Origin of the sequence: Microcystis sp. M31BS1, assembly GCF_020245285.1 — a bacterium.
Taxonomy (GTDB): Bacteria; Cyanobacteriota; Cyanobacteriia; order Cyanobacteriales; family Microcystaceae; genus Microcystis; species Microcystis panniformis.
The window spans coordinates 1-21,122 of sequence record NZ_JADBVE010000394.1 but is presented as its reverse complement, the minus strand read 5'-3'; the positions used below and the strand labels follow the sequence as shown (position 1 = coordinate 21,122).

The window sequence follows — 21,122 nt, the reverse complement described above, 5'->3', positions numbered from 1 at the left end:
GGTTTAACCAGTCATAAAACTTTTTAAGTTAGACCGTAGGTGAGGGCAAATGCTCGATGACATCCAAACAGATAATCGTGTCAAATTTTAGCCGTTCGGGAATTTCTGTATAGAATGAGAGCTTATTTAGTATCGAGATTTAATTGCTCGGCACGAAAGCGAACAAATTCATGATGTAGGGGATTAAGATCGCAATAGATCACCTGTTCAACCCCAGAATTCATTGCGGCAGCCAGGGCATGAGTACCGATTCCGCCACCAAAATCTAAGAATTTTCCGCTACCGTGATCATCAATTAATCTCAGGGGTTCCCCGATATATTCTTGACTGGATAAATGCCAAGCAGATAATTCAAATAAATAGTTTTCTTTGACTTTTTCCTGATAGAAATAATCTGGATTTGTCCAAGAAAAGTCTTGATGAGCTAAGGCCGCTAAGGAATCTTTTGCTATGGCTAATTTTGCTTGTAAAATTTCTTGGTCTAATTGTAAAAAGTTTTGTAGGTGTGACTCCAAATCAAAGGAATTGCGCTTGAATTCCGCAACCGAGGAGGATGATAGCAGGGAAGAATCTCGATTCATATATAGAGTGAAGCCAGGGAGAATTAACGGTTCTTCGGTTTGTCTTATGCAATGGACGGGGTTATAAGGAATGAAAACCTTATAGAGACAGACATTACCGCAATTTTTGTCAATTGTTTGCGATCTAGAGTGAACTAATCAATTAAATCCCTTACCAGATAAGGATTTAGTCGATTTATGCCCCCCTATCGAACCATACCAAGTCCCGAAGAGCCGAATTAACTAAAAAATCGTTCCCTATTATCTCACAATCTGGCCAAATTATACCAGCAAGTTTTCCTTAAAACAGTAGTGCCAGCTTTTGGCCTATATCGGCAAAAACTGGCACTGTTTATCTACTAACTTTCATATATTTAAGGTCTTTATCTCGGCTGACCTCATTTCAAATTGTCTATAGTATTTTCTACTTTTCCCTCCTTTCCTCTATACTTAATTATTTTTTAATATTTACTTTTGTGAGGATTGGTCAGGTTTTATTAAGTAATGCTGCGGATGCAGGGAAACGCCGAGAATTTGTGATATCCACACCTCAAAATCGTGGATTGGATAAGCTTGCCCCCCCGTCAAGGGATTTACCATTGGTTTCACCAGAATGGTAAACATTCCCAGACGATTTCCCGCTAAAACATCGGTAAACAAGCGATCGCCAACCATAGCAATTTGTTGGGGGGGAAGACTCATGGCTGCCATCGCTTGCCGGAGTTTGCGTCGAGAGGGTTTCACCGCACCGAGAAGGTAGGGAAGTTGTAAATTATCAGCGATCGCACCGATCCGATTTTCACTGAGATTATTGCTGACCAACCAAATCGGTAGATCAAGACGCAAGGAATCGACCCAACGCTGTAAATCGTCAGAAACCGCCGTTTCCTGGAGGGGAACAAGGGTATCATCCACATCGAGAATCAATCCCTTAATCCGATGCTGACTCAAAATCTCCAGAGTGAGACCGAGAATCGTATCCCCTAAAATTAAATCGGGTTGTAGAATTTTTGCTCTAGTCATTACTTCTCAAAAATAACTGGCACCGAGTCGATCGAACTCAGCTTCCCTACTTAGTATAAATGACCGACTGCCTCTGAAAATCTTGCCCGGTCAATCCCTTTACTTGGCCGCTCGAATCACCTGTAAACTGCCACCAGCGTATAATTTTTGTTGACAATCACGAAAACCGATCGCCTGTAAAGATCGGATCAGATCCCGATCAATAAACTGCCAAGCGGTATCGGTTTCAAATAATTGCAAAAATAGGGCTAAAGAAGGCCAAAAAAGCGGGTTAGTGGGTCGATGAAAATCCACGAGGGCAAAAATTCCCCCCGGTCTGAGAACTCGATACACTTCTTTAAGGATTTGCTCTAACTGCTCCGGTTCCATTTCGTGGAGAGCGGCGCTAGTATGAACAAAGGCGAATTCTCCGGCATTAAAGGGCATTTTTTCGGCTAATCCCTCCACATAATGCGCTTGCGGCACCGCTAAACTAGCTCGCTCCAAGGCCCGGGGAGAGACATCTAAACCGACACAGCGATCGGATAGGGGTACTAAATAACGGGTGGTTTGACCCGCACCACAACAGAGATCGAGGATAGGGTCATTTTTAGCGATTTTTAAACCTTCTAGGGCCAATTGCCGAAAACGGGTCTCCCCACCCACCGCTAGGGCAGCCAGACGGGAGATACCATCGTAAAGCCATTGATATTGATAACTGAGGGGACGTAAAATTGTCGCCAAGATCAACCTCCAAAATTTGATTAAGTTCGATATTGTCTGTAATTTGTTTTAACGGTTCCACCGATATATTGTTAAACTTGGTAAAGAATCTGAAAATTTAAAAATTATCTGTTAACACTATGGGTCGCGTTGGGGTTTTATTATTAAATTTGGGTGGGCCGGAGCGGTTAGAGGATGTGCGTCCTTTTCTATTTAACCTTTTTTCTGACCCAGAGATCATCCGTTTGCCGATCAAAGGATTACAAAAACCGTTAGCTTGGTTAATATCGACGCTAAGAGCGAGTAAATCCCAAGAAAATTACCGTCAGATTGGTGGTGGCTCCCCTTTACTCAAGATTACGGAAGCACAGGCCACAGCACTGCAACAACGTCTCGCGGAAATGGGGCGCGAAGTGAGCGTTTATATCGGGATGCGTTACTGGAATCCCTTCACCGAAGAAGCGATCGAGCGGATTAAACGGGATCATATCAAAAAATTAGTTATTCTTCCCCTTTATCCCCAATTTTCCATCAGCACCAGTGGTTCCAGTTTTCGTGTGCTGGAGGAAATGTGGCAGCAGGATCCCTATCTGCGTTTGACGGAATATACTCTCATCCCTTCTTGGTACGATCATCCCGCTTATCTGAGTGCTATGGCCGATCTGATCGCACGAGAATTAGAGCAGTGTCCTAATCCTGACCAAGTACATATCTTTTTTAGCGCCCATGGTGTCCCCCAAAGTTATGTGGAGGAAGCGGGAGATCCCTATCAAAGGCAAATTGAAGAATGCACTAGGGCGATCATGCGTACGCTCAACCGGCCCAATCAGTACACTTTAGCCTATCAAAGTCGCGTCGGTCCGGTGGAATGGCTAAAACCCTACACTGAAGATGCTTTAAAAGAGTTGGGAGAGCAGGGAATTAAGCATTTACTGGTCGTGCCGATTAGCTTTGTCTCGGAACATATCGAAACTCTGCAAGAAATCGATATAGAGTACCGAGAAGTGGCGGAAGAAGCGGGAATTGAAGATTTTCAGCGAGTACCGGCTCTTAACACTCACCCGATGTTTATCGAATCTCTCTCCCAGTTAGTGGTCAAATCCCTAGAGGAAAAACCCACCACTTTCGAGCAAATTACCCGTCCGAAAGCGAATATGAAAATGTATCCCCAGGAGCGTTGGGAATGGGGAATGACCACGGCAGCTGAGGTGTGGAATGGTCGATTAGCGATGATCGGTTTTCTGGCAATTATTATCGAATTAATTACCGGTCAAGGACCGTTACATTTTGTTGGTTTATTATAACCTCAAGCTTCGTTGCCATTGCTTTTGATGGTAACTACCAAAATAAGGTTGGGTTTAACTATATTTAACCCAACCATTGGCGATTTCATCTTCTCTTAGGACATCATATTAGCAGAACGAACATTAACGTTAACTTCTAGCCTGCCATTGCCGAGCATATCTAATCCAGTGACGCTAAACAGATTAGCTTTAATCCCCCTTTCCTGAAAATTAGCCTGTAATTCTTTGATGAGAACCTCTTCCACTTTCCCCTCATCATCTGCTAGAGCTTGGACGATTTTAGCGGCGAAAGAGCCAATTTTTGCGCTCAATATTTCTTCCACATTGGTAATCTCGATAATAACCATTGATTTTTCTTCTTAGTAGAGGACAAATAGCTTGACAAGCCAATAAGAACAGAATTTGCGAGAAAATAGAGCTGCTCTCATCTTAGGAATCAGTATAACCTGCACTGTTCCCCCCTAAACGTAAATAGGCTTCAATAAAGCTATCTAAATCCCCATTCATTACCCGGGTAACATCGGTGGTTTCCACATTACTACGGAGATCCTTAACTAATTGATAGGGATGAAAAACATAGTTACGGATTTGATTGCCCCAAGCGGCCTCCACCATATCGCCGCGAATTTCTGCGATCGCTTGAGCCTGTTGTTCCCGAGCGATAATTAACAATTTCGCTTTTAATAAAGCTAGGGCTTTTTCTTTATTTTGTAATTGCGATCGCTCTTGGGTACAACGTACAGCGATACCTGTGGGAAGATGAACCACACGCACGGCAGTTTCCACTTTATTAACATTTTGTCCACCTTTTCCCCCCGATCTAGTGGTGGTAATTTCTAAATCTTTATCGGGAATTTCTACCCTCACCGCATCATCGCCCAAAATTGGCATCACTTCCACCCCGGCGAAACTGGTTTGACGTTTACCGTTAGCATTAAAAGGAGAAATTCTGACTAACCGATGGGTGCCTTTTTCTCCTTTCAGATAACCGTAAGCATAAGTTCCAGCAATTTCAATTGTCACCGATTTAATTCCCGCTTCATCTCCTTCTGATATTTCCGCTAAAGTGACTTTATATCCCTGTTTCTCGGCCCAGCGAGAATACATTCTCAGGAGCATTTCTGTCCAATCTTGGGCATCGGTTCCCCCGGCCCCCGCATTAATCGTTAAAACCGCTCCTTTTGCGTCGTAGGGACCATTTAAAAGCTGTTGCAATTCCCAGCGATCGAGGTCATGCTGTAAATGAGTTAAATTGTCCGTCGCTTCTTCTAGTAAAGTTCGATCGGATTCTAATTCTAATAACTCGATAATTGCCTTGGTATCTTCTAATTGTCCACACCAACCCTGATAGGTTTCTAAAGAAGATTTACATTCATTTAGTTCTTGCAGGGTTTTTTGAGCAGTATCGGGATTATCCCAAAAAGTGGGGACAGCTGCCACCTGTTCTAAGTCTTTAATTTTGGCCCTTAAAGTGGGTAAGTCAAAGATAGTCCTGGGTTTTACCCAGGCGCGATCCTACTATCTCGATGCCTTTTTTTAGTTCTGATATTTCCATATTTTCAGTTATCAGTTATCAGTTATCAGTTATCAGTTATCAGTTATCAGTTATCATTTATCATTTATCAGTTATCAGTTATCAGTTATCAGTTATCAGTTATCATTTATCAGTTATCATTTATCAGTTATCAGTTATCAGTTACTCTAGAAGTCAGGAGTCAGGAGTTGAGAGTTGGGGTTTTAGGGTTTTGGGGTTTTAGGGTTTTGGGGTTTTAGTTGAAATTCCCCCATTTCCCCATTTCCCCATTTCCCCATTTCCCTTATCCACTATCTGTTCCCAGTTACGCAGTTCCAGCGTTCCCTAAAATGGTACGATCGATCCGCGCAGGGGGGCAAGACTTTGTAAAGCGTTTTCAGCCTTATCACGATTGCTAAACGCGCCTATTTGCCAGACGCGACGACCTTGGTGGGAAGTGGGGAAAGCGTCGGGATAGAGAGAACGAAGCTTAGTGCGATCGCTCTCGGTCTTGGCTTCAATTACTACTTTAAAACCTTTGCGGCCACTATTACCAGTATTACCAGTATTACTACTACTGGGATTAGGGGCAGCCCGATTAAAAGTGATTACGTCTGACAAACTTCTCTGATTGCCTAAATTGCGCGGTGGCGGTGGTGGTACAATTGCATTAGTATTCTGGGAATTGGGAGGAGTTAGGGGGGGTAAATTAGGGGTAACTGGGGGCTGTGGCGTTAAATTTGACTCTGGTACTCGATTAGTGATCACTGGCTGAGGATTGCTCTCTACTGCTGTTTCTGCAGCGGTAAAGGTATATTCTCGCACTTCGGGATCACCGGAAGGATTAACCGGTGTTTCTGCTTTGACGGATTCTCTGGGGGGGGGTGTGGGGGGGATAGACGATTGGGTACCTGCGAGTAATTCCGGGGGAGGATTGAAACTGGGACTATCGGCAGTTAGATAGATATGACTGAGATTTTGACCGGCTAGACTGCGTTTAGTAAAGCGCCAGCCATCGATGAGGTAAATTTGCATTAAACCGGTCCCTAAACCTTTTGTCCGTCCAATAATTACCTCCGATTGCCTGGGATTGCGGGGGGTTCCCACGAGGACTAATTCCCCGTTGCGTTGTACGATACGCAGCAGGTATTCTAAACCGTAATCTGTGCCGCGAATGCGAAGGGAATAACCGTTACTGTCGGTGGCCCGTTCACAACTGCCGGTAAAATCGAAATCGAGGAGGAGAGGCTGAACAATGGTCGGTTCTCTGCCATTTACCGCCCAACATTGGCGTTTTCCGGGGATTTGTTGCAAAATCAGTAAATCGTATTTACCGTTACCGTAGGGACGGGCAATAGCGATAAAATCCTCTTGATTAACTTCTCGTTGTTCAAAGAGAGTTGCTTGACTAGGTGTAGTCAGGAGACAACCCCCCAGAAGTGAAAACAGTAGGGTAAATTTTAAGGATGATTTTAGATTCATAAATAAGGAGCCTTGTTATGGAGATTGTACTTGCATTTATTTTATCGATCTAGACGCAAGCCAGAGAATTTTGTTTTCAAAGGAAGAGACTCGACCTAATCCACAGTAGGATAGAGATTGCTAAAAATTGACCCTTGAGTAGAGTGGCAACAAGATGGCGAAAGCGGCGATTATTGGATTGGGAAGATCGGGAATAGCAGCGGCAAGATGCTTAAAACGGGATGGTTGGCAGGTGACATTAAGCGATCGCTCTGATTCTCCCAGTTTACAAGCAACCAAAACCAATCTAGAAAGGGAAGGAATTATCGTCAATCTTGGTCAAAATCTCAGTCTAGAGGCTTCGGACTTGCCTAATCTTATCGTGGTAAGCCCCGGCGTGCCTTGGGATGCCCCGATTTTAATTACTGCCAGAGAAAAAGGCATCGAGACGATCGGAGAATTAGAATTAGCTTGGCGTTATCTGCAATCTTCTCCTTGGTTGGGGATTACGGGAACTAACGGTAAAACCACCACCACCGCCCTCTGTGCCGCTATTTTTCAAAAAGCGGGGTTAAATGCCCCTTCCTGCGGTAATATCGGCTATGCCGCCTGTGAATTGGCTTTAAAAGCCGATAAATACGATTGGATTATTGCGGAGATTAGTAGTTATCAGATCGAGTCCAGTCGGGATTTATCGCCGAAAATCGGCATCTGGACAACTTTTACCCCCGATCACCTCAGTCGTCATCAAACCCTGGAAAATTATTATCAGATTAAAGCCTCTTTACTGCAAAGAAGCGATCGCCAAATCCTCAACGGTGATGATCCCTATCTGCGTCAAATCGGTGTTAGTCAATGGCAACAAGCTTACTGGACTTCTGTGCAGGGCAAAGCTGCGCTTTTGGGCGATCCTAGTCGTGGTGTTTATCTCCAAGATAACTGGATCGTGGCTTTTGGCGAATTAATTGCCCCGGTTAATCTCCTGAAAATGGTGGGTAGTCACAATCAGCAGAATTTGCTTATGGCTGTGGCCGCCGCTAGATTGGCAGGAATCGAGAAAAAAGCCATTACCGAAGCGATCGCCACTTTCCCCGGGGTTGCCCATCGCTTAGAGTATATTTGTACTCATAAAGGACTAGACTTTATTAATGATAGTAAAGCAACTAACTACGATGCGGCCGCAGTAGGCTTACAATCCGTCCCTAGTCCAGCGATTTTAATTGCGGGGGGAGAAGCGAAAGCAGGGGATGATCGGGCTTGGATCGCTGAAATTAAGGCAAAAGTCGCCACTGTGCTGCTGATTGGTGACGCTGCCGCCGATTTTGCCCGTCGTTTACAGTCAGCAGGTTATCAAGATTATGAATGTGTAGAAACGATGGACAGGGCAGTTCAACGCGCGGCTGAACTAGGAACAGCAAAAGAGGCTAAAGTGGTGTTATTATCCCCCGCTTGCGCTAGTTTTGACCAATACCAAAGTTTTGAACATCGCGGCGATCACTTTCGGCAATTGTCCTTACAGTTGTAGGGAGATGGCTTTTTAGCCGTCAGCCTTTTCAGTGATCAGTGAACAGTAAACAGTAATCAGTGAAAAGAAGGTTCCGAAGTTGGGTTCTATTGGAATTGAAGGTGATCAGCTTATCTTATCGAAAAAAGGGCATAAGCCTTATGTCCCTACCATTAATATCGTGCCAGCTGTAGGGTCGCAAGGTTTGCGCCCATTATGTGACACAGTGAACATTTTTCACCTGATGTCCAGAAGACCCCGAAGTTTTCACCTAACACTGTCTACTTAAAACTGCAATCTGATAACTGATTACTGATCACTGAAAACCCTAACACCCTAAAACCATGTTGCGGACGACTAAGACGCAATTTTTGTTCCCCAAGATACTATTTTTTGGCTAAGTTGGGTAAGATCAGGAGAAGTTAACCAAAAAATTAAGAGAAAAAAACGTGCTGGGATCGTCCTTCCATCTTGATCATCTGTTTAAAAAGCCCCTAATTGCCTGTCTTTTGTCCTGTGTGGGTGTCTTGCTGCCGATCCCAGTTTTAGCGACACCGGTGGCAGTGTTAAAAAGTCAAGAAAATGCCAATCAATGGACAGATATAACCGAACGTTTGCAAAATGTCGGGGTTAATTACTGTATTCTCCAGAGTAACCAGTGGCAAAGCGACACGGATTTAAATAAAATTAAGGTTCTAATCATCCCCAATGTCGAGACTATTTCCGGTTTACAAGCTGGTGTCTTGATTCGTTGGCTGAATCGCGGTGGTAAAATTATCGTCACCGGTCCGGCGGGAAATCTTTCGGAACCTGCTGTGCGGAATCAACTGCGATCGCTATTTGGGGCTTACTGGGCCTATCCCCACTCCCAAGCTTACACCCTGCGGCCGACTAATTTAGGTGAACTGAAAAACCAAAAACCTTTAGCCAGCAGTCTCCTCGGTGGTGTGGTTATCCCCACGGGAGTTAATAGCCAAACCGTCGCCGTTTGGGGGGCGCGCAATAATCCCCCCGCCGTTGTCCTCAATAATAACTCGATCTTTCTCGGTTGGCGCTGGGGCAGCAATGCCGTCGCTAATCTCGCCCTCGATAGCGCTTGGCTAGAAACCGCCCTGCAACGCTACGGCATTAATCGCAGTTCTTCTCCTAGCACAATTGCGCCCTATTGTCAAGGGCAATCAACAATAGTTAATAATATTAATAATACCCCAACAGCGATCTCGCGTAGCGAGCGCGTTGCGACCGCACCCCGTCGCCCTCTACCCCAGATTGCAGAAAATCCCCCCAGTGAAACAGCGAGATTAAGTCCGAATACCGAGGCAATTCCCCCGAGAGCGAGCCTAACTTCTCAACAAATTAGCCAGATGACGGCGGAATTGCAGGGATTAATCGGGCGTTATGGGGTGACTCTCTTAGCTTTAGAAGCCAGTAATAATAACACTTTAACTACTGATAAATCCTTAGCACAAGCATTTCATAATCGTGGGAAAAATTCCAGCGCATCAGATACAGCTAGACGATTCCGTTTAGCCCTAGAAAATGCCCAAGGAACCTTAAATAATTTTCAGAATTTAATCGCCCAGGGTTCCTATACGCAAGCGCGGGAATTTTGGTTACAAGCGCGGCGAAGTCTTTGGGATAATTATCCCACTAATCGACAATTTGCCCAACCAGAAATACGGGCAATGTGGTTAGATCGAGGCACAATCGTAGAAGCTAAAAATGAGGAGGATTTAGCTAAAGTATTCGATCGCATGGCGGCAGCCGGTATTAATGTGGTCTTTTTCGAGACAGTTAATGCTAGTTATACTATTTATCCCAGTCAAGTTGCCCCCGAACAAAACCCTTTAACCAGAGGTTGGGATCCCCTAAAAGTTGCCGTTAAATTAGCCCATGAACGTAATATGGAAATCCACGCCTGGGTGTGGGTTTTTGCGGCGGCTAATCAAGCTCATAATAAAGTATTAGAGCAACCATTAGATTATCTCGGTCCGGTTTTATCCCGTAATCCCCATTGGGGGGCAACTAATAAAAGTGGTGGTTCTTTTGATTACAGTCAAGGCACGAAAAAAGCCTTTTTTGATCCTGCTAATCCCGACCTACAGAACTATCTTTTATCTCTTTACGAGGAAATTGTCAAGAATTATGATGTGGATGGCTTGCAGTTAGATTATATTCGCTATCCCTTCCAGAGTCAAGATTCTAATCAAACCTACGGTTATGGTAAATCCAGCCGGTGGTTATTTAAACAAATGACAGGAGTTGATCCCATTACTTTAAATCCCCGGGGTGCTTTATGGGAACAATGGACTAGCTTTAAAATCCGTCAGGTTGATACTTTTGTTTCGCAGGTTTCTACTCGTTTAAAACAGATTCGTCCCCAATTAAAAATGTCGGCGGCAGTGTTTCCCCTAGAACAAAAAGAACGGTTATATCGTATTCAACAAAACTGGGAAGAGTGGGGACAAAATCAATGGATAGACCTGATATTTTTAATGACTTATGCTCTCGATACAGGGACTTTAGAAGATAAAACCAAGTCTTTATTTGATCGCCAAATTGCAGGAAATGCTCTGATTATACCCGGTATCCGTCTGTTAAAAGTACCCGATCAAGTCACGATCGATCAACTACAATTTATTCGCAATCTTCCCACTTCGGGATTCGCTCTTTTTGCCACAGAAAATCTCAATCCCAATCTGCAAACAATTCTTAATCGTATTCAGGGATCGATAATTACCAAAAAAGCCGAACCTTTACCCCACCGTCAACCCTTCAAAACGGCAGCGGCGCGGTTTAATTTCCTGCGTCAAGAGTGGAGTTTTTTAATAACGAATAATTTATGGGCAATGGAGGAAGGAACCTTAAAAACTTGGGGACAAGACGTGGACGAAATGGCTAATTTATTAGAGCAATTAGCTAATAATCCCAGCCCTCGCAATTTGACTTTAACTCAAAATGCCTTAAAACGATTTAGCTATCAATTTAAATCTGTGATGTCCAGACAAAAAGATTTATCTGCCTATCAAATACAGGTCTGGGAAAATCGCCTCGCAACCCTACAAAGTCTCTTAAGTTATGGTCAAAGGGTTGAGTTTTAATTAGGGTTTACTGAAAAAGTTTGTCGGTGGAGACAGGAGACAGGAGATAAGTAGGTGGGTGGAATTAAATATAAGATGAACGTAGGTTGGGTTGAAGCATGAAACCCAACGCCCGCTCATGTTACGCTACCGCTAACCCATCCTACAAATAATTGAGCCTCCCTACTTAGGAGATTATTTTATTTATTCTCCCCACACCCCACACCCCACACCCCACACCCTCTTGTCAGAGGCCTGCCCGAATATGTAACAATTTATGGAAGAAACCCCCCAGCAAATTTAACGAGAAAAACATGGCAGCTACAATTAAGAAAGGAGCTTTAGTCCGCGTGGTGACGGGAAACCTAGAAAATAGCCTGGAGGCACTAGCCAGCGATCGCCGTTTACCCAGTTATATGTTCAACTCGACAGCAGAAGTCTTGGATGTAAAAGATGATTACGCTTTGATTAAATTCTATGTTCCTACCCCCAGTGTGTGGCTAAAGCTCGAACAACTGGAACCCGTCTGATGAGGATATTGCCTCATCCATAAATCATGGTTGACTTCTACGATACACTCATCCCCTGCCAATCGCCCCGAGTCTCGGTTATTGGTGCCGGTAACGTCGGACGCACCCTGGCCCAACGCATCGCCGAAAAAAACCTCGCCGATGTGGTTCTCCTCGATATCGTCAATGGTTTGCCCCAGGGTATTGCCCTAGATTTGATGGAAGCTCAGGGCATAGAACTGCACGACAGCGAGATTATCGGCACTAATAACTACGAAGACACGGCAGGCTCGGATATTGTCGTGATTACGGCTGGATTAGCCAGAAAACCGGGCATGAGTCGCGATGATCTCATGAATGTCAATGCCAAAATTGTCGTCGAGGCCGCCACTAAATGCCTCAAGTATTCTCCGGAAGCCATTTTTATCGTCATCACCAATCCCCTTGATGTGATGACCTATCTAGTCTGGCAAGCAACCGGTTTACCCCCCCAAAGAGTGATGGGAATGGCCGGAGTCCTCGATTCTTCCCGTTTACAAACCTTTATCGCCATGGAATTGGGGGTTAGTACCGCCGACGTTCATGCTATGGTTTTGGGTGGTCACGGTGATTTAATGTTGCCCCTACCCCGTTACTGTACCGTCAGTGGTGTGCCGATTACCGAATTAATGGACGAGATAACAATTAACCGTTTAGTGGAGAGAACTCGCAACGGTGGGGCTGAAATCGTCAAATTACTGCAAACTGGCGGCGCTTATTACGCCCCTGCTTCCTCTGCCTGTACCATGGTCGAGACGATATTGAGAAATCAATCCCGTTTACTGCCGGCCGCAGCCTATCTTAAGGGTGAATACGGTTTACAGGATGTCTATCTGGGGGTTCCCTGTCGCTTGGGCTGTCGGGGTGTGGAAAGTATTCTGGAAGTGCGTTTGACCGATGCTGAACGTCTGGATTTACACACTTCTGCTGCCTCGGTTCGTCAGAATGTTCATTTAGCCCTTGACAGTCTCAAGGTTTTGATGTAGTTAATACAATTCGTATTTTAAGAGGGTACAGGGCAAAGAACCGTTATACAAGGGAGTGCGACGGGAAGAACGCAGACCGATTTGTTTGGTCAGTTCTTTGTTTCCCGATAAAATATAGGCTGTCCAACCCTTAAACCTCTGTTTTAAGACATCACCGAAGGATTTATATAAGGCCCCTAATTCTTCGGTATTGCCCAATCTTTTGCCGTAAGGGGGATTACAGAGAATAATCCCTCGATCGCTCGCCGGTTCTAAGTCGGTGATGCTTTGCAAGCTAAAATTAATATGCTCCTGCACTTGACAAAAATAGGCATTATCCTCGGCCTGACGCAAAACCTCATAATCGGCATCACTAGCATAAATTGGCGCATTTAGCTGAAATTTTTGTTTTTCTTTAGCTTCCTTAACCAAAGATTGCCATAAATCCGGTTGATAGTCTGGCCATTTCTGAAATCCGAACTGGGAACGAGATAAACCGGGGGCAATATTTAAAGCTTTTAACGTCGCTTCGATGACAATGGTTCCCGAACCACAAAAAGGGTCTAAAAGCGCCATATCATCCTGCCATGCCGATAATTCTACCAAAGCAGCGGCGAGACTTTCTTTCAGAGGTGCGACTCCCATGGCCCGATGATACCCGCGACGATGTAAACTGTGGCCAGAACTATCTAAACTAAGCACACAGCGATTTTTCTCGATATGAGCGTTAATTTGCAGGTCGGGGTTTTCTGTATCCACAAAAGAACGGGGATTGCCCTGTTGACGCTGTTGGTCGATAATAGCGTTTTTGATGCTTAAAGCGGTGTAATGGGTGTGATTGAGGCGATCGTTCGTTCCCGTACATTGTACCGCTAAAGTTTCCTCACTGCTGAGATAATCGCGCCAATCAATGGCTTGAATGCCATCATATAGTTCCTTCCCATCCCCACAGGGAATTTCGGCAATGGGAACCAAAACCCGAAAAATAATTCTTGACCAAAGATTGACTCGATAGAGTAGGGAGATATCCCCCTGAAAATGGACTCCGGTGAATACTGGTTTCACTTCTTTTGCCCCTAGGAATTCTAATTCCCTAGCGGCAATTTCTTCTAGTCCCCTAGCGGTAGTAGCAAAATAGGATCGAGTCATTTCAGTTATCAGTTATCAGTTATCAGTTATCAGTTATCAGTTATCAGTTATCAGTTATCAGTTATCAGTTATCAGATGTGAGTTATCAGATGTGAGTTATCAGATGTGAGTTATCAGATGTGAGTTATCAGTTTTCACAGAAAGATTTTAATTTTCATCTCCTTGTAAATTCCTATCTGATTCCCTCAAGTCAGTTAAAATCGATTAATGCCACAGGATTTAGTGCATCGGAAAATTTTACCCAATCACGAGCATAATAATCCTCTTTTGTCAAGGCAGCAATGCTTAAGAATTGTGTCGCTGTGGTCATTAGTTTTATCCTGACAAATGCTCAGACCGACTCTGTGGATATCTCCTCTCCCCTAGAGTCTTAACAAGTAATTGAGATGCACGGGCAGCTAATCTACTGAGAAACCCAAAAAATGCGTCTTTGATTAGGATCCCGTCGGGGACTTTGTTCCCCCATCACTTGCCGCGCTTGACTAGGATCAAAGCTGCGAGTAAATTGATCCCGCAATTGATTGACGCGTTCCTCCTTTTCTTGGGCTGCCAAACGCACTTCTTCTAATTTTGCCTGTTGCATCTGTTGGTAGGGTAACAAACGAGCGATCGCAAAAACCGCCGTGATGGAAATGGCGCTATAGGCAATAATTCGCAGCCAAATCTCGATAACTTGCCAGTTTTGGGATTTATTGCCACTTTTTGGCTTTTTTTGTGTTTTTTTGTCGGTTTGGTTTCGTGTTCGTGCGGTCATAGATTTATGAGTACAAGTAAAATCGGTCAGAAAGGCGGCTAAGTAGCTGGTTATAATTTAAAAATGGATTTTAGGTTGGATCCCCCCTGCCCCCCTTGATAAGGGGGGTGCCGATAGGCGGGGGGATCCCCCCTTAGTCCCCCCTTGATAAGGGGGGTGTCTGACAACTTTTAACGCCTACCTACTTAATTACTTTTAAGTTACACCCAATCACCGATAACTGGTAACTGATGACTGATAACCGAAAAAACCCCAATCGGTCTATCCCATAGCTAGGTTAGACGGGATTAGGGTTTATTGAAAGCGACTTTACTTATAAAGTTCCGTCGCTAGACGAAAAGCCAAAATCCCGGGGATTAAAGCAATTACCAGAGCGACTAGAACTTGAGTATCAGAAAGCATTGCTGATTATCTCCTCATAAAGATATTCATCCAATACTTTCCGACATCATCGGGGTCCTCTGCATCATTTCGTTACAAGACTTCATATCTCCCCACCCCGATGACGGTTATCTCCCCTAGAAAAGAAAGTTGTAAAAGCGTTAAGCTGAAGTATTGCCATGATTACATTTATTTTTACCTGCGGCCTCAATGTTAGACTCGCTTCTTGATTCATCTCTAACCCTTAGTCTAAAAACCCCGTTAATTCTGTTGGTTCTCATTGCCCTAGAAGCGGTATTATCAGCAGATAACGCCATTGCTCTCGCTTCCATAGCACAGGGATTAGGAGATCATCAGCGTCAACGTCAGGCCTTGAATATTGGCTTAGTTTTCGCCTATATTCTCCGTATGATCTTGATTCTTACTGCCACCTGGGTGGTTAAATACTGGCAGTTTGAACTTTTGGGAGCAGTATATTTGCTCTGGTTAGTCTTTAATTACTTTGCCTCCCCTGAAGACAAAGACCACACCCATCATAGTCTCCGGTTTCAGTCTCTCTGGCAAGCTATCCCCCTCATTGCCGTTACCGATTTAGCTTTTTCCCTCGATAGTGTCACCACCTCCATCGCCGTGGCCGATGATACTTGGTTGATCCTGCTTGGTGGTACGATCGGAGTAGTTACCCTGCGCTTTATGGCGGGTTTATTTATTCGCTGGTTAGAGGAATACACCCACCTAGAAGATGCTGGTTTTGTCACCGTCGGTTTGGTGGGTTTAAGATTGCTGTTGCGGGTGATTAGTCCCGATTTTGTGCCGCCGGAATGGATTATGATTAGTTTAATTGCTATCCTCTTTGCTTGGGGTTTCTCAAAACGCAACGATCGAGAACCAATAGAGAGTGATACCATCCAATCTGATGAATTGCCATAAAATAATCATCAGGAGTCAGGAGTCAGGAGATTATTTTTATTTATTCTCCCCACTCCCCCACTCCCCCACTCCCCCATTACCCCACTTCCCCACTCCCTACTTCTCAACCCCTCACTAATTACCGACCACTGAAAAGAGAATCCCTAGAAGATCATGCCATCTTTACCGACTCCATCTGCTGATACCTTAGAAAATTCTACTCGATCGCCCTCTTGGAAAATTAAACTCCTCTACGATGGAGAATGTCCCCTCTGCTTGCGCGAGGTCAATTTTCTGCAAAAACGGGATGCTGGAAGAGGATTAGTTGCTTTTGTCGATATTGCCGCCGAAAACTATAATCCAGAGGAAAATGGCGGTATTTCCTTCGCGGCGGCCATGGGACGAATCCACGCTGTACTAGCTGATGGTACTATTCTCCAAAATGTGGAAGTGTTTCGCCAAGTCTATGATATTTTGGGCATCGGTTGGATTTATGCCGCTACTAAATGGCCGGTTATTGGGTTTCTAGTGGATATTATCTATGAAATTTGGGCTTCTTGGCGATTAACCTTAACCGGAAGACCGAATTTACAAACAATCTTAGCAGAACGTCAAAAACGTCTGGAATGCAACTCATCAAATCGTTGTTCTCAGTCAGTTAAAATCTCCTAAAAAAATAGGGAGTATTTAACTCTCTAGTAGGGATATTCTGTTGGTGATCTAAGTAGGTGGGTGGAATTAAATATAAAATGAACGTAGGTTGGGTTGAAGCATGAAACCCAACGCCCGAACGGGTTACGCTACCGCTAACCCATCCTACAAATAATTGTGCCTACCTACTTAACTACGCAGTTTTTGCAACGCTTTCGACTCAATTTGTCGCACCCTTTCCAGGGATAATTCCAAAGTGCGACCGATATCACCTAAAGCATGGGATTTACCATTAAAATTTAGTTGGCAATTTTTCGGACATCGAGTCCTCAAATTGCCGCCCCCTGCACCTTCCCCACTGGTGCGTTGCTGAGGGTGGGGACTGATGCAGGTTCGCTCAACTCGACACGATACTAGACAATCGGCTGAAAGACACTTGTCGAAACAAAATCGCCAACAGCTAACCCCATTTCAAAAGATTCAATACAAGCCTCACGGACGTGAACCCCGCCATAAATACGGCTGAGGGCATCTTCCATTCCCGCTTCATAGAAGCTCTCGAAATGACGAACGACACCGGGAAGTTCTTGGGAGACAGTACTAAACACATAGTTTTCACCAAAATATTCGGTCATCACTCCAGCAAATGCTCCCCCCATGGCGGAATGCCCTGACATATAATCCGGGAAAGGCGGCGAATTAACCCCCATTAATGTTGACAGCAAGGATTCCCAATTGGGATCGCCCACCGTAGAAGCTATCCCGTCATTAGCCGCAAATCCTCCGGCAATTACGTCATCGGGGCGAGGTTGGAGTTCAGTGTATTTCTCTTTCCAAGCGACGATTACCGCATCTGCCAGCGCGGTATTTAATGCGGCAAATAAGCTGGCATCTTCTTGCAAGGTATTGCCCTCACGCACGGCGATTTCTTGAGCAATTTGGTTTAAGTGACCGTAGGGACGGAAGGTATCAGCCCGGTCATAGGCAAAGAAAACAGCCATTTCTGCCTGGTCTGCATTGCGTAAAGTGGTCGTGAGAGCAGTGTTTTGCAATCCACCATAGAGCCGGACTTCTTCAATTTCTTGGGCATACAATGCACCCTGATCATTAGGATTGTCGGGACGGCCATCAAGAGTTACATCAAGTTGATTTTGCGAGACAAACTGGTCAATGTTGCCAATTGTCCAAGGAGTTACCGCACCCCAGTTGGCACCGAGTGCTACCCCAGCAGTGGGTCCTACGGTTTCTGGTCTCCAGACATAGTTTCCCGACGGCGCAGTGAAAGGCGTATTGTTGCTGGAACCATCATTAGCGCGTAAATTGAGGCTCTGATTGGCTACTAAAATGCCAAAATTAAAACCCCTGCTTTCAGCGGTGGCACTGTCCTGAATCTCCGCCAGAGAATTGGTTACTTGCTGTAAGAACAAGCTATTTTGTCCAGGTAATTGAGTAGAGAGAACTCGATAAGCAGCACCAACTACCGCCGCCTGCAACGAGGTATTTGCTGGTGCGTTCACATTTACAGCGTAGGAGGGATATGAAGTGTTGAAGGCCTGAACCGTATCATAGACGGCAGTAGAAACCAAGGCCATTAAGCGAGAACCCACTGTCGGCGGAACTCCCCGCCCTGCTTTTCCCTCGGCTTGAATCGCATTTAATGCGATCGCATTCCAGTCGATGATGGCATTAGTATTGAGTCCCGATACTAATTTACTGGTGACATTATTGGTTTCCAGTTGTTCGGGAATTTGGTTATTGGCATCAACTTGAGCAATGAGAAAGTAAGCCCCCGGAGCGATGACTGAAGTATTGTTTTGATACTGTAAGTTTAGGGTGACTGACTGCCCTGCGCTTAGGTTCAAGTTTGTGCTGACACTGGTGAGTAAGGCATCGTTACTGTCAATCTCACCGTCAGTGGAAATGTAGAGTCTAACAGTACTGGGACCACTGGCGATCGCCTGTCCTTGATTGGTGACAATTACCTGTGCATTCCCCTGAGCGCCGAAGTTAACCGTACTTGGCAAATTAATCGCGCCAAAACTGCCCACTAAATCTGGTAGTGAGACACTTGAGGTAAAACTTGAGGTAGAACTTGAGGTAAGACTTGAGGTAGGACTTGAGGTAAGACTTGAGGTAGAACTTGAGGTAGGACTTGAGGTAGGACTTGAGGCAGCACTTGAGGTAAAACTTGAGGTAGAACCTGAATTTTCGTTATTGCCATTGTTTGATTTGTCTTCTTTTGGTTTCTTTTTTCCCTCAGTATCAAGTCCAATTGCATCTAAAAAATCAACTTCACTCAAAAGCACATTTAAATCTTCTAGGGAGAGTTGATTTAATTTTTTGTCACCGATAACCTCCTCTAACAACTCATCAATTTTACTGGATGCTTTAGTACTATTTGTTATTTGCTCGTTCTCAGTTACTTTCCTCTGATCATCAACGGGTTGTTTTGGTGATGACTGGGTGGTAGTTATAATAGTGGTTGAACTCATGGGCAATAAGTTAGAAAAGAGTAAAGGCATTCAAGACAGAAAGTATCGAAGCTTAACTTGTTGTTGCGCTCCAGCACCAAACCGATGTCACCGTCAGTAGAAATCTACAGGTTCACAGCACAAGCACCTCTGGTGATCAGCTGTGCTTGATGGGCGACAATTAGCTGTGCATTTATTTCCTTGATCTGTTTGACAAGGTTGACAAAACGGGAATCGTGGGGGCAATTCAAACTTGAGTTTTGCGATACAACTGAGTGATCCAACTCACATATTATAACACCATAGAATACCTGATGTCAGTCAATTCTTATGTCTTTAATCATAGATTTTTATCGATGGATAAAAATAGAGTCATGTCTTATCGTCTTATCCCACATTCCGCACCCTAAAGTGTCACATTGAAAATTTTATCTAAATCGTCAAAACGATTGCCGGCTCTGAATTACAGGCTAATTTGTTTGCCCAGCAGATACACAATTAGTGCTAAAAATCTGATAGCTATGATACCAAATTATTGAGATAGACTCTCATTAAGCAAGCTGGCGATCGCTGACTAGAGTGTGACACTTCATAATTCTTAGTAATCGCTAAAAGTCTTACTACACAAGGGCTAGAGCAACTGTTGGTTTCAACGACTAGGGGGCGGAATGTGGGTTTAATCATAGATTTTTAGGGGGCGGAATGTGGGTTTAATCATAGATTTTTATCGATGGTGGAAGATGAAATACCAGATAGCCCCGATATGATTATCCATTTTTTTGGAGAACGATAGACTCTGTCTGACCAATCTAGAAATTCGGCTCTTCTGGTTTCTGTGTGGAAACGAGGTCTATACCGATAGAATATCCGCAAAATAGTCCTAAAAGTTTTGCCCAATAAGCACTTCAGGGTTCCATAAGCAAAAATTATCACACAAAGTCGAGAAGAGCCGAAATTCTTTGTCGAAGAGTATTGTTTAATCTTTCAATAGGATTAGTTTGACCAGTTTCTTTACCTACTGCCCGATGACTTTTACGAGAAATTACTGTCTTATATAACTCCCAAAATTTTGTGTAAGCAACAGCACATTGTCGATAAACTCCTGGGAGAATTTTCCAGAGCTTTTTAGCTGATTCACGGCTTCTATCTCCTAAATAACAACCAATTATTTCTCGGGTAGTTCTATCGATAGCTAACCAAATATATACCTAAATTTTATTACAAAATAATAATGACTATAACTCATCCAATTCTATGATTAATTTGCCTTTAGGTTTGTCTGTTACCTATACCTGGCGAAGAAATTGGTTAAATTTATTATTAAGATAGTTTTGTAAACATGACCAACTCAATCCAGTTACTCCAGCAATTACTCGCAGAGAAATTCTTTCTAGCAGCAGGAGATTTATTAATTATTGGGTTTCGTTAGAGACGGTTTTATGACTAGGATTAATTGCCAACGGTTGACCATAATTTTTACCCTTACGTTTCGGTTTGCCATTATGTGTAGAACCATTTTTGATGGTATGGCAAGAACCACATTTAGGATAACTAAATATTGAAGCTTGTGAATCTTTTGTCAGAAGATTATGTTCTAAATCTTCATCGCCATCCAACCAAAGTTTAATGATCCAAGAGAAGATATTGATAAAAACAGCAATCATAAAAAGCAAATTCTTGACATTTGTCAGGTAATTATTTTTATTAGTAAATATTCTACGCAACTCAGGCTAGATAAGCAAGAGAGCTACGCCACTACTATCGGATCACTACCGTCGGTTCTTCGTTACGGCGATCGCCTGTACTTTTGAAAATGATGACAAAACGGGAATCATAGGCACAATTCAAACTTGAGTTTTGCGACTACCTGAGTGATCTAACTCACACAGCTTAAATCATCGAAAATTTGGGTCTGAAACCCCGTCGTTCTACGACGGCTTTACCGTTAAATACTAGCGCATTTACACGATATATTCTAGAATGTGAGGTATGGAAAAAGCCTATTCTTACCGATTTTACCCCACACCCGAACAAGAGTCGCTATTGCGGCGCACTTTGGGCTGTGTAAGATTGGTTGACAATAAAGCTCTCCATCTCAGAACACAAGCTTGGTACGAAAGACAAGAAAGAGTAGGATATACTGAAAC

General features: G+C 44.0%; 21 protein-coding genes and 1 pseudogene. 9 read left to right on the top strand and 13 right to left on the bottom strand.

The window, feature by feature from the left end; genetic code table 11:
- Positions 1-122: 122 nt before the first annotated feature.
- From IM509_RS22090 to IM509_RS22080, 3 genes are all read right to left on the bottom strand, one after another.
- Positions 123-581, bottom strand: a complete 459-nt coding sequence (locus IM509_RS22090) for a class I SAM-dependent methyltransferase (protein WP_272079340.1) — start codon at positions 579-581, stop codon at positions 123-125.
- A 447-nt stretch (positions 582-1,028) separates the two neighbouring features.
- Positions 1,029-1,583, bottom strand: coding sequence for a YqeG family HAD IIIA-type phosphatase (locus IM509_RS22085; protein WP_185237087.1), 555 nt, complete (start codon positions 1,581-1,583; stop codon positions 1,029-1,031).
- A gap of 99 nt (positions 1,584-1,682) precedes the next feature.
- On the bottom strand, positions 1,683-2,306 hold the full coding sequence (locus tag IM509_RS22080; RefSeq protein ID WP_072924519.1) for a class I SAM-dependent methyltransferase: 624 nt from the start codon (positions 2,304-2,306) through the stop codon (positions 1,683-1,685).
- Between the two features lie 119 nt (positions 2,307-2,425).
- On the opposite strand from IM509_RS22080, the gene hemH reads away from it, so the two are divergent.
- The gene (gene hemH, locus IM509_RS22075) at positions 2,426-3,589 is read left to right on the top strand and encodes a ferrochelatase (RefSeq protein ID WP_072924517.1); all 1,164 of its coding nucleotides are present in this window, start codon (positions 2,426-2,428) and stop codon (positions 3,587-3,589) included.
- Positions 3,590-3,684: 95 nt separating this feature from the next.
- Here hemH and IM509_RS22070 read toward each other — a convergent pair whose 3' ends face one another.
- Together IM509_RS22070 and prfB are read right to left on the bottom strand one after the other, a co-directional pair.
- Positions 3,685-3,936, bottom strand: a complete 252-nt coding sequence (locus tag IM509_RS22070; RefSeq protein ID WP_002739055.1) for a DUF8653 family protein — start codon at positions 3,934-3,936, stop codon at positions 3,685-3,687.
- Between the two features lie 82 nt (positions 3,937-4,018).
- Positions 4,019-5,144 (bottom strand): peptide chain release factor 2 gene (prfB, locus tag IM509_RS22065; protein WP_139294333.1). Its coding sequence is split into 2 segments (ribosomal slippage): positions 4,019-5,071 and positions 5,073-5,144, totalling 1,125 coding nucleotides; the frame shifts between segments, so codons are not numbered across the junction.
- Here prfB and IM509_RS22060 point away from each other — a divergent pair.
- Positions 5,116-5,346 (top strand): hypothetical protein, encoded by a 231-nt coding sequence (locus tag IM509_RS22060; RefSeq protein WP_287717351.1) that lies wholly within the window; start codon positions 5,116-5,118, stop codon positions 5,344-5,346. The genes prfB and IM509_RS22060 overlap by 29 nt on opposite strands.
- A gap of 101 nt (positions 5,347-5,447) precedes the next feature.
- Here the strand turns inward: IM509_RS22060 and IM509_RS22055 are convergent, their stop codons facing one another.
- Complete coding sequence (locus tag IM509_RS22055) at positions 5,448-6,584, bottom strand: DUF3747 domain-containing protein (RefSeq protein WP_072924508.1); 1,137 nt, start codon at positions 6,582-6,584, stop codon at positions 5,448-5,450.
- Positions 6,585-6,738: 154 nt separating this feature from the next.
- Here IM509_RS22055 and murD point away from each other — a divergent pair, with 154 nt between their 5' ends.
- The 4 genes from murD (at position 6,739) to mdh (ending at position 12,681) form a co-directional block, all read left to right on the top strand.
- The gene (gene murD, locus IM509_RS22050; RefSeq protein ID WP_052278325.1) at positions 6,739-8,088 is read left to right on the top strand and encodes a UDP-N-acetylmuramoyl-L-alanine--D-glutamate ligase; all 1,350 of its coding nucleotides are present in this window, start codon (positions 6,739-6,741) and stop codon (positions 8,086-8,088) included.
- 428 nt (positions 8,089-8,516) lie between these two features.
- The gene (locus IM509_RS22045) at positions 8,517-11,168 is read left to right on the top strand and encodes a glycoside hydrolase family 10-like protein (RefSeq protein ID WP_072924505.1); all 2,652 of its coding nucleotides are present in this window, start codon (positions 8,517-8,519) and stop codon (positions 11,166-11,168) included.
- A 293-nt stretch (positions 11,169-11,461) separates the two neighbouring features.
- Positions 11,462-11,677 (top strand): NAD(P)H-quinone oxidoreductase subunit O, encoded by a 216-nt coding sequence (locus IM509_RS22040; protein WP_002758722.1) that lies wholly within the window; start codon positions 11,462-11,464, stop codon positions 11,675-11,677.
- 26 nt (positions 11,678-11,703) lie between these two features.
- Positions 11,704-12,681: a malate dehydrogenase gene (gene mdh, locus IM509_RS22035; protein WP_004163490.1), complete on the top strand. Its 978-nt coding sequence runs from the start codon at positions 11,704-11,706 to the stop codon at positions 12,679-12,681.
- On the opposite strand, the gene IM509_RS22030 is transcribed toward mdh, so the two are convergent.
- From IM509_RS22030 to psaM, 3 genes are all read right to left on the bottom strand, one after another.
- Positions 12,682-13,809: a THUMP domain-containing class I SAM-dependent RNA methyltransferase gene (locus IM509_RS22030; RefSeq protein ID WP_052278324.1), complete on the bottom strand. Its 1,128-nt coding sequence runs from the start codon at positions 13,807-13,809 to the stop codon at positions 12,682-12,684.
- 403 nt (positions 13,810-14,212) lie between these two features.
- A complete protein-coding gene (locus tag IM509_RS22025) occupies positions 14,213-14,563 on the bottom strand; it encodes a slr1601 family putative cell division protein (protein WP_052278323.1) in 351 nt (116 codons plus the stop codon).
- A gap of 309 nt (positions 14,564-14,872) precedes the next feature.
- Positions 14,873-14,965, bottom strand: a complete 93-nt coding sequence (gene psaM, locus IM509_RS22020; protein ID WP_012264462.1) for a photosystem I reaction center subunit XII — start codon at positions 14,963-14,965, stop codon at positions 14,873-14,875.
- Positions 14,966-15,154: 189 nt separating this feature from the next.
- Here psaM and IM509_RS22015 point away from each other — a divergent pair, with 189 nt between their 5' ends.
- Both IM509_RS22015 and IM509_RS22010 read left to right on the top strand, forming a co-directional pair.
- Positions 15,155-15,874: a TerC family protein gene (locus IM509_RS22015; RefSeq protein ID WP_002786989.1), complete on the top strand. Its 720-nt coding sequence runs from the start codon at positions 15,155-15,157 to the stop codon at positions 15,872-15,874.
- A gap of 153 nt (positions 15,875-16,027) precedes the next feature.
- Positions 16,028-16,525 (top strand): thiol-disulfide oxidoreductase DCC family protein, encoded by a 498-nt coding sequence (locus tag IM509_RS22010; RefSeq protein ID WP_052278322.1) that lies wholly within the window; start codon positions 16,028-16,030, stop codon positions 16,523-16,525.
- 168 nt (positions 16,526-16,693) lie between these two features.
- Here the strand turns inward: IM509_RS22010 and IM509_RS22005 are convergent.
- From IM509_RS22005 to IM509_RS21990, 4 genes and pseudogenes are all read right to left on the bottom strand, one after another.
- A pseudogene (locus IM509_RS22005) lies at positions 16,694-16,798 on the bottom strand (sigma factor-like helix-turn-helix DNA-binding protein); the annotation flags it as partial.
- Positions 16,799-16,917: 119 nt separating this feature from the next.
- Complete coding sequence (locus IM509_RS22000) at positions 16,918-18,996, bottom strand: phosphatase PAP2 family protein (RefSeq protein WP_185237799.1); 2,079 nt, start codon at positions 18,994-18,996, stop codon at positions 16,918-16,920.
- 908 nt (positions 18,997-19,904) lie between these two features.
- The gene (locus tag IM509_RS24260) at positions 19,905-20,141 is read right to left on the bottom strand and encodes a hypothetical protein (RefSeq protein WP_353847230.1); all 237 of its coding nucleotides are present in this window, start codon (positions 20,139-20,141) and stop codon (positions 19,905-19,907) included.
- 246 nt (positions 20,142-20,387) lie between these two features.
- Positions 20,388-20,639 carry a hypothetical protein gene (locus tag IM509_RS21990; RefSeq protein ID WP_185237800.1) on the bottom strand — a complete coding sequence of 84 codons (252 nt, stop codon included), beginning with the start codon at positions 20,637-20,639 and terminating at the stop codon, positions 20,388-20,390.
- A gap of 325 nt (positions 20,640-20,964) precedes the next feature.
- Here IM509_RS21990 and IM509_RS21985 point away from each other — a divergent pair.
- A partial coding sequence (locus IM509_RS21985) for a helix-turn-helix domain-containing protein (protein ID WP_272079506.1) occupies positions 20,965-21,122 on the top strand: 158 nt, incomplete at its 3' end.